The organism is Paenibacillus sp. W4I10, assembly GCF_030816325.1.
In the GTDB taxonomy this organism is placed as follows: domain Bacteria; phylum Bacillota; class Bacilli; order Paenibacillales; family Paenibacillaceae; genus Paenibacillus; species Paenibacillus amylolyticus_B.
Window position 1 is genome coordinate 4,445,137 of the sequence record NZ_JAUSXX010000001.1, and the last position, 16,109, is coordinate 4,461,245.

General features: G+C 47.9%; 13 protein-coding genes and 1 pseudogene. 7 read left to right on the forward strand and 7 right to left on the reverse strand.

The window, feature by feature from the left end:
• Positions 1 to 1,047 (reverse strand): ABC transporter ATP-binding protein, encoded by a 1,047-nt coding sequence (locus QF049_RS19905; protein WP_307539994.1) that lies wholly within the window; start codon positions 1,045 to 1,047, stop codon positions 1 to 3.
• A 213-nt stretch (positions 1,048 to 1,260) separates the two neighbouring features.
• Between QF049_RS19905 and QF049_RS19910 the strand changes: the two genes are divergently transcribed.
• Positions 1,261 to 2,304 (forward strand): LCP family protein, encoded by a 1,044-nt coding sequence (locus QF049_RS19910; RefSeq protein ID WP_091018703.1) that lies wholly within the window; start codon positions 1,261 to 1,263, stop codon positions 2,302 to 2,304.
• A 131-nt stretch (positions 2,305 to 2,435) separates the two neighbouring features.
• Positions 2,436 to 3,756: pseudogene (locus QF049_RS19915) on the forward strand (glutamate-1-semialdehyde 2,1-aminomutase).
• A gap of 211 nt (positions 3,757 to 3,967) precedes the next feature.
• Here QF049_RS19915 and QF049_RS19920 read toward each other — a convergent pair.
• Positions 3,968 to 5,353 (reverse strand): aminotransferase-like domain-containing protein, encoded by a 1,386-nt coding sequence (locus QF049_RS19920; protein ID WP_307539999.1) that lies wholly within the window; start codon positions 5,351 to 5,353, stop codon positions 3,968 to 3,970.
• A 168-nt stretch (positions 5,354 to 5,521) separates the two neighbouring features.
• Here QF049_RS19920 and QF049_RS19925 point away from each other — a divergent pair, with 168 nt between their 5' ends.
• The 5 genes from QF049_RS19925 to QF049_RS19945 all read left to right on the forward strand — a co-directional run bounded on the left by QF049_RS19925 (position 5,522) and on the right by QF049_RS19945 (position 10,632).
• Entirely contained in the window at positions 5,522 to 6,466 is a 945-nt protein-coding gene (locus tag QF049_RS19925) for a DMT family transporter (protein ID WP_307540001.1), read from the forward strand.
• Positions 6,441 to 6,719: a tryptophan--tRNA ligase gene (locus QF049_RS19930; protein WP_307540003.1), complete on the forward strand. Its 279-nt coding sequence runs from the start codon at positions 6,441 to 6,443 to the stop codon at positions 6,717 to 6,719. The genes QF049_RS19925 and QF049_RS19930 overlap by 26 nt, the downstream gene beginning before the upstream one ends.
• 202 nt (positions 6,720 to 6,921) lie before the next feature.
• Complete coding sequence (locus QF049_RS19935) at positions 6,922 to 8,028, forward strand: GerAB/ArcD/ProY family transporter (protein ID WP_307540005.1); 1,107 nt, start codon at positions 6,922 to 6,924, stop codon at positions 8,026 to 8,028.
• Positions 8,009 to 9,478 (forward strand): spore germination protein, encoded by a 1,470-nt coding sequence (locus tag QF049_RS19940; protein ID WP_307540007.1) that lies wholly within the window; start codon positions 8,009 to 8,011, stop codon positions 9,476 to 9,478. Before QF049_RS19935 ends, QF049_RS19940 begins: the two co-directional genes overlap by 20 nt.
• Positions 9,475 to 10,632, forward strand: coding sequence for a Ger(x)C family spore germination protein (locus QF049_RS19945; protein ID WP_307540010.1), 1,158 nt, complete (start codon positions 9,475 to 9,477; stop codon positions 10,630 to 10,632). The genes QF049_RS19940 and QF049_RS19945 overlap by 4 nt, the downstream gene beginning before the upstream one ends.
• A gap of 90 nt (positions 10,633 to 10,722) precedes the next feature.
• Here QF049_RS19945 and QF049_RS19950 read toward each other — a convergent pair whose 3' ends face one another.
• The 5 genes from QF049_RS19950 to QF049_RS19970 form a co-directional block, all read right to left on the reverse strand.
• Positions 10,723 to 11,139, reverse strand: coding sequence for a sensory rhodopsin transducer (locus QF049_RS19950; RefSeq protein ID WP_307540012.1), 417 nt, complete (start codon positions 11,137 to 11,139; stop codon positions 10,723 to 10,725).
• A gap of 387 nt (positions 11,140 to 11,526) precedes the next feature.
• Complete coding sequence (locus QF049_RS19955) at positions 11,527 to 12,735, reverse strand: rhamnogalacturonan acetylesterase (protein ID WP_373428354.1); 1,209 nt, start codon at positions 12,733 to 12,735, stop codon at positions 11,527 to 11,529.
• A 97-nt stretch (positions 12,736 to 12,832) separates the two neighbouring features.
• Positions 12,833 to 13,672, reverse strand: coding sequence for a carbohydrate ABC transporter permease (locus tag QF049_RS19960; RefSeq protein ID WP_091039044.1), 840 nt, complete (start codon positions 13,670 to 13,672; stop codon positions 12,833 to 12,835).
• 2 nt (positions 13,673 to 13,674) lie between these two features.
• Positions 13,675 to 14,577 (reverse strand): carbohydrate ABC transporter permease, encoded by a 903-nt coding sequence (locus QF049_RS19965; protein ID WP_091039042.1) that lies wholly within the window; start codon positions 14,575 to 14,577, stop codon positions 13,675 to 13,677.
• 137 nt (positions 14,578 to 14,714) lie between these two features.
• Positions 14,715 to 15,998: an ABC transporter substrate-binding protein gene (locus QF049_RS19970; RefSeq protein ID WP_221818698.1), complete on the reverse strand. Its 1,284-nt coding sequence runs from the start codon at positions 15,996 to 15,998 to the stop codon at positions 14,715 to 14,717.
• Positions 15,999 to 16,109 lie beyond the last annotated feature (111 nt).

Sequence of the window (16,109 nt, forward strand, 5' to 3'; positions counted from 1 at the left end):
TTAGGATACACTCACCGCTTCTTTCCCTGCTCCCACAATCTCGGGACGCTCGGCGGAACCGGATTGGTAAATACTGCGCACAATCTCATCCGTGTTGATCTCGATAATCTGAATATCGGTAATATCCGCTTGTCCAACGACACGTCCGAGTACATCCGAAACGTTCAGTTCCAGCGGAATCCATACGGATGCGGACAATTCATTCTCAACCGTCCAACGTACAGGCAACGCAGCAGTCCACTCCTGCATCTGACTGATGTTGTGAGCTGAACCGAACTTGAAGCGGATCTCGCGCTCCTTACCCCACTGGGACTTGAGATGATCCAGACCTCCATCATAGATGATGTTGCCTGCATCAAGCATGATCACCCGGGAACACAGTGCCTCAATGTCCTGCAAATCGTGGGTTGTGAGCAGAATGGTCGTTCCATGCTCCTTGTTCATGTCTTTCAAAAAATCCCGAATTTCCGACTTCACCACAATATCCAAACCAATGGTTGGCTCATCCAGGAAAACAATACTCGGATTATGCAACAAGGCTGCCACTAACTCGCAGCGCATACGCTGACCAAGACTGAGCTTCCGCACCGGACGACTTAGCAGGTCCTGAAGCTGTAATCGCTCAACCAGTTCATCCAGCCGTTTACGGAAATCGACCTCTCCTACACGATATACTTTGCGCAATAAATGGAAGGATTCGATAACGCCAATATCCCACCACAATTGACTGCGCTGACCAAAAACAACACCAATATTCTGTACAAACTTCTCCCGTTCCTGAAACGGAACATATCCACCAACCGATATTTGCCCTGAAGTAGGCACCAAAATGCCGGTTAACATCTTGATCGTTGTTGATTTACCGGCACCGTTCTCCCCAATATATCCGCATATTTCGCCTTGCGGAATCTGAAATGAAATATCATTTACAGCCAATACCTCTTGGTATTGACGTGCAAACAGGTCCTGGAACGCGCCCTTCAGCCCACCTCGGCTTTTCTGGACGCTAAACGACTTGCGCAAATCTTTGACATCAATCGCCAGCATGATTATACCTCACTTGGATTTTGTTGAAATTGCTTGTAGCCCAAAAAGAAATTATAATGGTATCAGTCAAAATTCAGCAAGCTTTAAAATAGTCTGGAGCCGCGTCCCTCCCCTTATGTTGGGAAAAGACGTGTACGGAAAGCTCCGACTAGATCTTACTTGAATACTCGAACTCGTTTTTTTATTTCATCTCAAATACAAAGGAGAGCTAGCATGACCAGAAAGACGAAGAGAACCATATGGATTTCTCTTGCCGCCTTCGTGTTAATTATCGGAGGAGCAGCGGCATATTATTTCGGTTCTATTCTCAATCAGTTGGACGGTTTGGCAAAAGACGGTGACGAATCACCATTCGCAGGTATCGAGAATGTGGAGAAAGTAAATACTCCTGACCCACCCAAATGGGAAGGTACAGAAACGGTAAATATTCTCGTTATGGGTGTCGATGCTCGCGGATTGAAAAAAGGTGAAGTTCCCCGCTCCGACAGCATGATGGTTGTATCGCTCGACCCACTTACCAAAAAAATCAATCTGTTCTCCATTCTGCGCGACACTTACGTCAATATTGACGGATATGGCAAGGAACGGATCAACACTGCCATCACCCATGGTCCTAATGCAGCGATGCAAGCTGCCGGCGACCTGCTCGGCATTCCTGTACAGTATTATGTGTATACGGATTTCCAGGGATTCATCAAATTGGTGGATGCCGTTGGCGGTGTTGATTTTGATGTGGAGAAAGACATGCACTATACAAGTAAAGCAGACAATAACGAATACGATATTGATCTCAAAAAAGGATATCAGCATCTGGATGGCGAGACAGCGCTCATGTACGTTCGTTTCCGTCATGATGCAATGTCTGATTTCGCTCGGTCCGAGCGTCAGCGTGAGTTGCTGAAAGCTGTAACAGCGAAAATGCAGTCAACAACTACCATTGCCAAACTGCCTTCCATACTGGAACAGGTTAATCCTTATGTGGATACGAATCTGACACTCTCCGATATGTGGAAGCTGGGTGGCCTCGGTTACCAGAGCAGCATGAACGGCAGTGAGCAGATTCCGCCAATGAACCTGCTGAAAGAAGAACGTACAGCAGGCGGTGCGCAAGTATTGACGGTTACCAATGAAGAGAAATTGAAGCAGCATATTCAGGATATTATTCACCCGCCTGCTACAACGGATGATAGTACGACCAGTACCGAAGATAAAACAGCCAGTGGTGACGATCAAAAGTCAGAACAACCGGCTCAGTAACCTAAACATGCAGAGGGCAGCCATTACGCTGCCCTCTCGTTGTGCCCGGCTATACTATTATGAGAAAATCATCATATCTTTCTGTGGCTTGTTAATTTATCATATTTTGAATTACGAAAGGAAGTTATCTTATGAATACATCACGTTCCCGTTCCGAAGTTCTATACGCAGAAGCACTTGAGCATATTGTAGGAGGTGTTAACAGCCCTTCACGCTCGTTCAAAGCTGTTGGTGGCGGTGCACCTGTATTTATGAAAAAAGCCCAAGGCGCCCACTTCTGGGATGTCGATGACAACCGTTATATTGATTATCTGGCCGCTTACGGTCCGATTGTTACAGGACATGCCCACCCGCATATTACGCAGGCCATTACGGAAGCAGCAGCAAATGGTGTACTGTACGGTACCCCAACAGAGCTTGAGATCAAGCTCGCCAAAATGCTGAAGGAAGCTATCCCTTCCATGGATAAAGTGCGTTTTGTAAACTCCGGTACGGAAGCAGTCATGACCCACGATTCGGGTAGCTCGTGCCTACACCAAACGCAACAAGATCGTAAAATTCGCCGGATGTTACCACGGTCACTCGGATCTGGTGCTTGTGGCTGCCGGTTCTGGCCCTTCTACGCTGGGTATCCCGGATAGTGCAGGCATTCCAACCAGTATTGCGCAAGAGGTCATCACCGTGCCTTACAATGATCTGGACAGCCTCAAAGCTGCACTGGAGCGTTGGGGTGACGATGTTGCCGCGGTCATGGTTGAACCGATCGTGGGTAACTTTGGTATGGTTATGCCGGAGCCTGGCTTCCTGGAAGGCCTCTGTGCCATGACACGCGCTAACGGCTCACTGGTTATCTATGACGAGGTCATTACGGCTTTCCGTTTCCATTACGGTTCTACTCAGACGTATGCCGGACTCGATAACCATGCGGAGATTGAACCCGATCTGACGGCTCTTGGTAAAATTATTGGTGGCGGCCTGCCAATCGGTGCTTACGGCGGACGCAAACATGTTATGGAGCAGGTTGCTCCACTCGGCCCGGCTTATCAAGCCGGAACGATGGCTGGTAACCCTGCATCCATCTCGGCTGGTATCGCATGTCTGGAGGTCCTGCAAGGCGCGGGTGTATACGAAGAGATGGAACGCCTTGCTATTGATCTGACGGCAGGTCTGCAAGCTTCTGCTGACCGTCACGGGATTGCACTGACGATCAACCGAATCCGCGGTGCGTTCTCCACCCATTTCTGTGACCATCCGGTTACGAATTATGATCATGCCCAAGACACGGACGGAGAACGTTTTGCTTCCTTCTTCCGTCACATGCTGAACCGTGGCATTAACCTGGCTCCATCCAAATATGAGGCCTGGTTCCTGACCACGGCTCATACAAACGAGGATGTTCAGGCTACATTGGAAGCCGCAGAAGCTTCCTTCAAGGCAATGGCTCAGGAATAACCCGAATAATTCTCATCCAGATGTAACTTACCAACAATAGTTGATAGATAGCAACTACGAAAAGAGGCGTCCAACAAGTGTTCAACTTGTGTGGACGCCTTTTAGTTTTTTACAAACAGTAGTGAGTGTCTACATAAGGTTAGATGCTATGCAACACCTCATGCGCAGCTTATTGATATAGTCCGCTGTTATGGTCCTGCTATTACTTAGCTTATCTCTGACTGATCTGCAGTTTCAAAATTTCCTCTCGGATCACCTGCATCCCTTCTTCGATTCGCTGCTTCGGCACATTGGAGATGTTCAATCGCAGCATTTGATCCTGATGCACCTGATAGGTTCCCTCCGGATAATACCGTTCTGTCGTATCAACGATGACTCCGCGCTTTTGAAGCCGGGACAGCAGAACACGAAGCGGCATATCACCCGCCAAAGGTAATACGGTATGCTCCCCTCCTGTTCGAGGAGCGTCCATAAATGGAGCAAAGTCTGGATATGTGTCCAATTGCTCATGCACCGTGTTCATCCGGGCAGCATAGCGGTTACGAATCACTTTCCTGTGATGAGCAAACATTCCGCTGTGGACATAGATCTCCAGAGCAGCTTGAGACAGAACGGAAGTGTCGATATCGAGCATTTTTTTGTAAGCCCCAAAAGATTGAATTAGTGGTGAGGGCAGAACAGCTACACCAATGCGGAGACCTGGAAACAAAATTTTGGAGTAACTCTTCAGATAGATGACCCGGCCTTCGGTATCATAGGACCATAACGGGTCCTGTTTCGTATTGTCCTCCAGATCAGCCAGATAATCGTCCTCCACCAGATAGACATCGTACCGCTGTGCAAGCCGGATCAGTTTCTTTTTCTCAGCAGCAGTCAACGATGTGCCAATCGGATTGTGAAAGCGCGGCATGACATAGAAAAACTTGATATCTTCCTCAGCGAAATGACGTTCAAGCGATGCCCAGTCCAGCCCATCCAGGGCACGCCTCACACCGGCAATCGGCACATTCAATCCACTCAGTAGCGAGGGCATATTGTGATAGGTCGGTAGTTCAAGCAATACTTTTCTCTTTCCATTGGGAAAAGGCATCAATGCAAGTACAGCCAGTGCCTGTTGCACACCTGATGTGATAAAGAACTGCTCTGTTCTCGCAAACACCTGATAATCCGCAAACTGCTTCTGCAACAGCATGATAAGCGAAGGTAATCCCTGATCCGTGCCATACATAAATAACTCTGCCTGTTTCTTCTCCATCGCCTGATCCACACAATGACGAAAGTCTGCATAAGGGAACACCCTTGGATCGGGAGCAGCTGAAGCAAAGTCCAACGCTCCCTGCCAGTCCATGTCCTGAGCACCTGTCCCGTTCTGTACGGCATAATAACCGGATTGAGGTATGGCATACACCAAATGCCGCTGTTCCAGCCACTCATATGCACGAATAGCCGTGCTTACACTGCATTGATATTGTTCTGCTACAACTCGAACGGCTGGAAGACGGATGCCCTTATCTGCCCACTGGTGACGATCCTGCTGCTGCATCTGTTCCTGAATCCACTGCTTTAATGCTTCGGCAATCACTTCGTATTTTCTCACTGCACCCACCCCTCTCCCACAATTGTACCGTTACAGTTCATCCTTTTATCTATTGTAGCACGATGCACCTGGCAGTATATTGAATAAGGCCAGCACGTGCCTCGAACCTGACATAATTCAGGATAATGAAAGATAAAGCACTATGACTACTGTATTGGAGGAGCTTTTATGAACACAACACACACTCGGGGGTACGCTTATATCGCAGCTGTATTGTACGCGGCTATTATTGGTCTATCTTTTTTATTTGTTAAAATGACTGTCACTGTTGCACATCCGATTGATGTGCTTGCCCACCGATTCGCGCTATCGCTGATTGTTGTTAGCATTCCTGTCATTTTGGGTTGGATCAAAATCCGACTTAGTCTTCGTGATCTGTGGCGAATCATTCCACTGGGGCTTTTATCTCCCGTCCTATTTTTTGCCTTTCAAGCCTTTGGACTCGTATCTTCCAACTCATCGGAAGCGGGTATTATTCAGGCTATGGCCCCTGTATTCACACTTGTGCTCGCTTCAGTCTTCCTGAAAGAACGCACATCCACGATGCAGAAGCTGTTTCTGCTTCTGTCTGTCGCTGGTGTGGTCTTTATTTTAATCATGCAAGGAAGTGGCATGTCTATAGGTAACCTGAAGGGCATTGCATTATTGCTGTTATCTACGGTCTGTTTTGCGGGTTATGGTGTGCTTGCAAGACCATTAACCCAGAAGTATAAACCGATGGAATTAACATGGGTCACACTAATGGTTGGTTGTATTGTGTTTAACGCCGCTTCACTGATCCGACACGCTTCCAGCGGTTCCATGATGGACTACATCAAACCACTTGGAGATACATCCTATCTGGGTGCCCTTGCTTATCTGGCGATCCTCTCCACCATGATCTCCACCCTGCTCGCGAGCTATGCCCTGACCCATCTGGAGGCTTCCCAAATGAGTGTATTCAGCAACCTGTCCACACTCATCTCCATCGTAGGAGGTGCATGGATACTGCATGAACCCGTTGGTAGCTATCACTATATTGGGGCATTGCTAATCATCGCTGGTGTACTTGGTACCAATATGAGCGGCCGGAAACACAGGCTGGTCAGTGGGACCGACCAAGGCCACAACTGATCCTGCCCGTATCCATCGTTCTGATCTGGGACACCCGGATATCTGCCCTGTTTTCGCCTATCATCCGCTTTACCGCAATGAGAATGTGGATGAAATACATGCCAGTTGCAGCCAAGAGAGGATGAGATGTAAGGATTGTAAAGGGCTGGCAGGTGAAGCCATCAATAATCTGCTTGTTCCTTTTCGTGAACGGCGGAATGATTATGAGCAACGTGGAGATACGGTGAAAGAGATTCTGATAGAAGGAACGTGAAAGGCTCGAAAGGGCGCACGTAACATGATGCTTGAGGTACGGGAAGCCATGGGTATCCGTTATTATGATCTCTAAGCACTGAGATGGATTCCTAATTACAGGATGGGACGCGCCACATGATCTGCTGCCATGCCTGTATGAAGCGCACAAATCACGTTAACACTGCTGAGGACAGTCTATCGCGAAAAGGGGCATCCTCAGCATGAAACCTAGACAACCTTCTTTTTTGCAAGCCATGATGTTAATTATGTTATCCGTCGGCCTGATTAGCCACGTGCTGATCATTCCCGCCCTATTGAGTGCAGCCAAAAGGGATTCATGGATCTCGGTCCTGCTATCCGTAGGTCCCTACCTTGTATTTTCCCTAATGCTTGCCTATGTATCTCGTTTTCTCCAGCATCAAACCCTGCATGAATGGCTGACTTCACATCTGGGCAAGCCCCTCGGCTTTCTTTTCCGGATTGGGAACAGCCTCTTTTTCTTGTCCGTGATCTACTTCACCCTGCACGACACGACCACATGGGCCAAAACCAGTTACCTGACGGAGACACCCGTATTTTTTACAAGCATTGCGCTCATGTCGCTCTGTGCCTATGCAGCCTATAAAGGTATTCGTTCGCTGGCTTTTACAGCAGGATTGGTCCTCCCTCTCGTTGTACTGCTTGGCTTCTATGTTGCGATCGTCAATACCCAATACAAGGATTACAGTCGTCTGCTTCCTGTACTTGAACATGGCTGGCCTCCCGTGCTTCATGGCATGGTTTACAGCCTTGCAGGCATGTTCGAGCTGCTGCTCTTGTGGTACATACAACCTCATCTCTCCAAAAGGATTCGTCCATGGCAATATGTGATGCTCGCACTCGTCATTGCAGGTCTGACACTGGGGCCACTCATTGGTGCTATCGTGGAATTTAATCCTTTTGAGGCTGCCAAAATGCGTTATCCCGCTTTTGAAGAGTGGCGGATAGCCTCCTTGGGCAAATACATCGCGCAAACTGACTTCTTTTCCATCTACCAATGGCTCGCCGGCTCGTTTACCCGGATTAGTCTTGCCATGTATATTGTGGTGGAAATTTGGGATATTAAGAGCACCTCTAAAAGAAGGATCAGTTGTGTCTCTTTAGCCGTTCTATTTATACTCTCCATGCTGTACCGTCTAGACGATATCACATTCGAAAAGCTGCTTGTCGATTACATATTCCCGTTCAATCTCATCTATCTTAGCGGACTTGCTATAATCGCAACAACGGTTGCACTCATCAGCTCACGCCATCAGAGGAGGAAACATCATGGAGCACCCAACGATTGACAACACGTCCCATGAAACACTGCTTGCCTCTTTGAAAGAGCAATTCAACCCCTGCGCGGATGTTGTCATTCAAACTTTTCCAGCAAAAGATGAACTTGATCTGCCGATTATTGTGCTATATTGCGATGGTTTGACGGATGCCAAACAAATCAATCAGTTTATCATTCCCCGGCTCGAGGAACATTCCCTGCTTGAAGAAGATGTGTATCCGAAAGAACTGGGCTTAACATTAAATCCAATAGAAGACCTTCAAGATACGGATCAATTAAATCTATTGCTTTTTAGTGGACAACTGCTGTTGATCTTCGGCAACGGCGATCAATCCTGCAGTTTGGATATTGCGAGCATACCAGGGCGCAACCCAGAAGAATCTGCCATCGAGTCTTCCGTAAAAGGGCCTCGCGATGGATTTACCGAAGAGCTGAGTGTAAATATCGCACTCATTCGTAAACGGATGAAAACCTCTTCCATGTGCTATGAAAAATACGTTAAAGGTGGACGAACTCAGACCGCTATCGGCTTATTGTACGTAAAAGACATTATCAATCCGGAGATCCTGAAAGAAGCACGTGAAAATCTGGACAAAATCGAAATCGACGGAATTATCGGGACCTCTATTATGGAACGAGCAGTTATGGGAGGCATTCGCAGTATCTTTCCTCTCACCGATAATACAGAGCGACCGGACTATGTCGTGAACTCGCTCTTAAATGGACGTTTTGCTGTTTTAATCGAAGGCTCACCCGTTGCGATCATCGCTCCAACCACACTGTTCAATCAGTTGAAATCACCGGAAGACGAGAGCACTCCTTTCTTCATTGTGACTTTTGAACGCATCCTGCGGATTTCCGGTTTGCTGATTGCTTGCTTTTTTCCTGGATTCTATATCGGCCTCACCAGTTTTAATGTGGAGCAGATCCCCCTACCTCTTCTGGCAACGATTGCTGGTACTCGTATGGGGCTGCCCATGCCTGTAACACTGGAAGCCTTTTTAATGATTTTTATGTTCGAGCTATTCAATGAAGCTGGCCGCAGACTTCCTCGTGCTTTGGGCCAAACGGTCAGTGTGGTAGGTGGACTCATTATTGGAGATGCAGCTATTCGTGCCGGGATTACTTCTCCTACCATCATTGTAACGGTAGCGATTTCAGTTATCTCCAGCTATATTCTAGTAAATACGGTGCTCAGTGGGGCAACTGCTCATGTACGGATAGGGATGCTTATCATTTCTTCTATCCTTGGATTATTTGGTTTCATGCTTGGACTATTCGCTCTGCTGGTTCACCTTGTTTCCTTGGAGTGTTATGGTGTTTCCTATCTGTCCCCCGTTTCTCCCTATATTCCCGGCGACTTCACCCAAGCCGTATCCATGTATCCATCCATGAAGAGAACCAAGCGTCCAGCTGCACTCCATACTCAGGATTCCACGCGTGGGAGAAAACGCCAATGAGCAAATGGATTTACCTGTTGTGCTTGCTTATGAGCTGCCTGATTATACTGTCGGGGTGCTGGGATTCCAAAGAGGTTCAAAGCATTAACTTTATCACGGGAATAGGGATAGATTATGAGGATAACAAATATGTCGCTTATGCTCAATTAATTGATTTCTCCAGTATTGCCAAACAAGAGGGGCCGACTTCGCGGGAAGAAAGTGATATCTGGGTTGGTCGAGGCGAAGGCACAACGCTAAGTATGGCTATTAACGACCTCTATCAAACTTCTCAGCAACAAACACTGTGGACCCATGTAAAAGCGATCGTTTTATCAAAAAATGCCCTGAACGGGCACCTGGAGGATATTTTTAACACACTGTTGCATTCGGGTCAGCTGAGATATACACCATGGATCTACGGCACGGAACAAAGCATATCCGATGTGCTTGCCCCCTCTGCCCTGCTGAACCAGTCTAGCCAGACCATTGAGCTATTTGAACCGATTAAGCTGTACAAGCAACATTCTGCCTTCGAACCCATCCGTCTTCATGAGCTTCTTGACGGTTTTCGTGAGCCTGCTTCGGTTATCCTATTACCCTCGATCACCAATAAAAACCAAACCTGGTTCAATGGGGATGAAGCTCCCCCCTTGATTAAAACAGATGGATTTTTTGTCATTTCACAGGGCAGAAGCCAAGGGAAAGTGGCAGGGGAGGACGCAGATGGTACTCGATTCGTAAATTATAATCGTGTCTACCAGTACCCGCTGTACGTTTACAAGAATGGAGGCAAGACCCCTGATCTCACACTTCGCCTCCATAACCCGCATACGAAAATTTCATCAAGGAAAGAAGGAGATGGGGTCATTTTCGACCTGATCACTTCGGTAAAAGGTGTCATTGTGGAGGATAACGGCTCCCACCAATCTCCTCGCACAATGGAGAAATCAGCCGAGAAACAGATCGAAGCCGAAATTCGGACAACATTCGAAAAAAACAAATCACGGAAAATTGATTCCTATGGCCTAGCAGAACATCTGTATCGTCATGACCTTGCGGTGTGGAAAGAGCTGGTCCAGCAACGGGCTGATCCCATCAAACAATTCAAACTTGGCAAAGTGGAGGTTCATGTGAAAATCCTTAATGCCAGCACGTACAAATACACTGAGTAATACACAAAGAGGGCCAGTCACCTGCAGTGTGAATGCAAGGTTGCTGGCCATTTTCTCTTCTACCTATTGCTGGTTATCTTGCATTTCGTATCACGTCAGCGGATACGCCATAACACTCATCAAAGCCAATTCAGGCTGAGTCGTATCCAAACGGCTGTACTGGATGATGACGGGGATGTTGCTCGAAACCGTAATCGCATAAGGTACGCCTGGCGGAATAGACTGCTCCCCGGATCGTAGCGATGCAGTGCGAATATGCTTCGTCCTTCTCGCTGGCACTTCAGCGACAATACCTTCGAGTGGTTCTCTGTCTTCAAAGTAAATCGTGATGTGCAGCTCCGCATCCGTGCCACTAGTGTTCAGTACACAGATACTCTCATGACTCTCAAGTGTACCTCGGCTCTCCGGGGGAATGTAACCATCCGGAATAACCCAGTAGGTGTGACCTGTAACTGCTGAAACATTCTTACGGGCAGATGTGCCTGATTCTATCTGGTCAGGTGTCATTGAAATACATCCTCCTTTTTTTGCGATTGCAATATAGGTTAAAAATAAATGGGCTCGCGGGGCAGTCGCTTCGGCGGGCGGATCGGGCTACAGGCCGCTGTTGGCTCGGGATTTCTTTGTCTCATTCGCGGGGCCAACTCTTAAAACCCGTGGGCTCGCAGGGCAGCCGCTTCGGCGGGCGGATCGGGCTACAGACCGCTGTTGGCTCGGGATTTCTATTCCTTTCCCCTCACTCCAAAGGCGGACGCTTCGCTCCCTCTACCCGATTCCGCCCTCCTCCGCTGCTACGCTCGCCTGTTTTTTAAAAGTTTATTGCCTTCGCTACTCGCTGGGCAACTTTGCTGGCTCGTTATTTAATTAACTCGCTTAATTATTAAAGGCATGAACCTACCGCAGATACATCTGCAGCGGTTGCAGTTGCAGCTCGCGGATGGCTTCTGCCACCTGCTGGGCAAGGCGGCGGGCACCGCGTTCCTGAAAATGCGTGTTATCCTCCACGCCTGAGGGGAAGTTCACATACTCGCCTGGCAGAACCCACATAAAGTCGTCCTTAGTGCCTTCAACGCCCGCCTGCTCGAACAGAAGACGGCTGCGCTCAGCCAGATCAATCAGCGGAACACCTTCCTCTTCCGCCAACTCACGCATGGCGATGATATAATCGCCGTGGGTATCGGTCAATGTGCCATCATCCGCAAAATAGCGACGATGTACCGGGGTTATGAGCACCGGACGAGCCTTTGCTTCGCGTGCAGCGTCGATATACTTTTTCAAATATTCCTTATATGTTGTGAATGGGTCCGTCCCACGTTCAGGGTCAGGCTTCTCATCGTTATGTCCAAATTGAATAAACAGAAAATCTTCGGGCTTCATTCGCTCCATAATGGCGCTTAATCTGCCTTCATTAATAAAACTGCGGGAACTGCGCCCTGACTGGGCGTGATTATCTACTGCCACATCATGTTTGAATTGGGCTGGCAATAACTGGCCCCAACCGCAATATGGATATCCACTTTCCAGCTGATCTGTTACGGTTGAATCACCGGCAAGAAATACGTTCATGGTCTGATTCGCAAGAGTAATCTCCAAAGCATTAATTCTCGGTGCAGGACCGGAGAATGACAGACGAAGTCTGCCGCCGCGAACAACAACCGAGAATCTAACCTCTGCGCATTGTCCGGGAAGTGTGCGAATGGTTGGCAGTACAAGCCTGCCTTCACCAGCTTTCACGCGGGTCACTGTCTCAGCCAACTCATCACCTGCAACAAGTAATACTTGGTAGGTTCCGTCGGGAACATCCACGATGAACGATGCTTTGAGCGGAATACAGAAGCCTGAACGCAATCGGGCAGACATGGTTGTCTGCCCCGAATTGTTATGATGTTGTTTCGTGGGATCCGGCACATCGTCATCTCCGATGCGTTGTTTCTCATACACCAGAGATCCTGCCTCGAATCCGTATCCTCCCCGTTCCTCATATGCGGTTGTTGCAGTTACTTTCAGATAATCCTCTGTCTCATCTGCTCTTCCCGAGTCCGGTCCAAAGTTAAACTTCCAGCTGGTCACGGAAACTGCCTGGCCCTCTGCCGCTGCCCCCATGGCAACGGCCTGACTACCCTGAGCTTTATTCAAAAGCGATAACCTCCTTGGTTAACTTTCGTAAACGTTCATTCGGGCGAAGATACAGTAATCTGGCTTATCCTTTCAATCCGCTGGTGCTCATCCCTTGAACAATTTGTTTTTGGAAGATGAAGAACACAGCTACAACCGGAACCAGACTGACGATGGACATCGCGAACATTGCGCCCCAGTTGGAAGCAGATTCACTATCCAGGAACATTTTCAGCGCCATCGACACGGTGTATTTATCAGGCGAGTTCAGGTACAATACCGGACCGAGCAGATCCTCCCATCTCCAGTAGAAGGAGAAGATGGCTGCAGTCGCCAGAGAAGACTTGATCAGCGGCATAATAATCTGGATATACAGTCTGAATTTGTTACATCCATCGATGGTTGCAGCCTCATCCAACTCCTTCGGAATCGTTCGAATGAACTGTACCATCAGGAAGATGAAAAACGGCATTCCGAAGAATGTAGGTACAACGATTGGCAAGATAGTATTCAGCCAGCCGAGCTTCGTGAAAATGATGTACTGAGGAACCAATACCACGTCATGTGGCAACATCAGTGTTAACATCATCAAGGAGAACCAGAATGTACGTCCCTTGAAGTTAAGTCTGGCAAAACCAAAAGCGATCAGCGATGACGATATTACGGCACCGATCGTGGAAATAACCACGATTACAAGTGAGTTGGTGATGTAATCCATAAACGGTCTTCCAGCTGTGCCTTTCCAGCCATCCACATAGTTGCTCCAGATCCACTCCGCAGGAAACAGGGTATCCGCTGTGACGAAAATCGTACGGCTTTCCTTGAATGAACTGAATAGCATCCATAGGACGGGATAGAGCATCAGGAGGGCAAGAGCTGCAACGAACAGGTGATAAACGGGCCATTTTACATTTCTCCAAACCATCGTTACTTCCCTCCTTCAGATTCGTAGAACACCCAGTACTTGGATGTCAGGAACACAGCTACCGTGAGTATACCAATCATGATGAGCATGACCCAAGCCATGGCCGAAGCATAACCCATGTTGTTAAACATAAACGCCTGACGGAACAGATACAGGGAGTACAACATCGTACCGTCCATTGGACCGCCTTCTCCTTTGGAGATAATATAGGCAGGTACAAACGTCATGAATGCTCCAATCGTCTGCATAATCATATTGAACAGGACGATCGGGCTAAGCAGTGGCAAGGTGATGCTGAAAAATTTCCGTATAGGATTCGCACCATCCACACCTGCTGCCTCGTACATCTCAGTAGGGATATTTTTGAGACCAGCCAGGAAGATCAGCATGGACGAACCAAACTGCCACACAGACAGTGAGATGAGCATAACCAGGGACGCATTCGGGTCACCAAACCAGCTTATTGGCCCGATCCCGATTGCCGTTAGAGCACTGTTGATAACACCCTCATTACTGAAGAGGTTACGCCACATAATGGATACGGCCACACTACCACCGATAATGGATGGCAGGTAATACAGCGTCCGGTACGTTCCAATCATACGAGAGCCAGTGTTTAGGACCATCGCTACGAAGAGGGCAAAGATCAACCTTAACGGTACCCCAATGAATACATACAGAAACGTCACTTTGACCGAGTTCCAATATTTCGGGTCATCAAAAAACATTTTGGTGTAGTTATCAAGCCCAATCCACCGCGGAGAAGTGAATAAGTTATAACTCGTGAACGACATATATAAGGACACAAACATGGGGATGAGTGTGAAGCCCAGGAATCCAATAATAAACGGGCTTATGAACGCATATCCAGTTAAGTTTCTACGTAACGACGAATACTGCCTCAATGGAACGAACCTCCTTCATGGATCAGCTTGCTCCCTCATCCTTGCTTCGGTCACCTGGACGGGGAAAGGCCCTCGCATTCGCGAGTAGCCTTATTCCCGACCATCCCTGAAGTGGGACGAGCAAGCCATCATTCAAGTTATTTATTGTTCGCAAGTACAGATTCGGCGTTCTTGCGGAATGTTTCTGCTGCCTGTTCAGGTGTAATTTTGCCAAAGTTCAACTCTTCAACCACATCTGCCAGAGCAGAGATTACTTCAGGTGAACCAACCGGTGGCGGAGAACTCATTGGTGAAGCTTTTGGCTCCATGGCTGCTACGAATTCAAAGACTTGTTTCGTTGCGTCACTCAGCTCAGGTGCGATAGCTTCTTTGATTGCTCCTGAAATTGGCACACCGCGCTCACCTTTGATCAGTTTGTTGGCTTCCACGTCATTCACCCAGAAATCAATGAATTTAGCCGCTTCTTCCTTCACTTTGGAGTTGGACGTCACACCCCAGTACATACTTGGCTGCATATATAGTCCTTTTTCCATATCCGGTCCTGGCATTGGAGCGATTTCGAGTGGACGGTTCGCTACCTGTTGCAAGGCTACAAACTGGTTGGACCATTGCCATACGCCGATTCCTTTTTCCTTCACGAGATCTGATTCCTCAATAATGCCTTTGGTTTGGTTGGCTACATCCGGCGTAGGTGCTGCACCTTGCTCGATCATGCGGCGCATAAGTCCGAAGAACTCCACAAACAATTGGTCATCATCATAACCAAGGCCAGTTCCTTCTGCATTGTAAAGCGAATGTCCTTTGGTACGCAGGAAGTAATGGAAGAAGATATCAGGAGCTACCCCTCCATCCAAATACAGGCCTTTCTCTGCGGCTTGTTTACCCAGTGCTTCGTATGATTCCCATGTCATATTTTCAGGCATAGCTTCCGCTCCCGCTTTTTGAAGCAAAGCAGGGTCATATTGGAAGCCCAGAACGTTAACACCGGCAGGTACACCGTATTGTTTACCGTTAATTACACCTGTACTAATAACGTTCTCGGACACATCGTCCACTTTGATCTGATTGCCCAGATAAGGCGCTAGATCCTCAAGCTGACCATTCTGTGCATATTGGCTGATGTAGGAAATATCCATCTGAACGATGTCAGGCAACTGATTTGCCGCTGCTTGTGGCGCGAGCTTTTTCCAGTAGTCATCAAATGAAGCATATTCCACGTCGATTTTGACATTCGGGTTTTTCGATTTGTACAGGTCGATGACCTTCTGTGTATATTCATGCCGTGCATCCGAACCCCACCAAGCGATCCGCAGGGTAACTGAGTCATCTCCAGATGCTCCTTCAGTTCCTCCACCTGAACTACACGCCGCTGTAAAAACGAGCAATGCAGCCATCATCAGGAATATTGCCTTCTTCACCATGCCAATCTCCCCTTTTATGTTGATATGGTTATGTGAAACGAGTTATCCTTTTATTTCTGATAACGCTTTCACAAACTTGTTAATGTCATTTTCGCAAATGTACGACCAGAG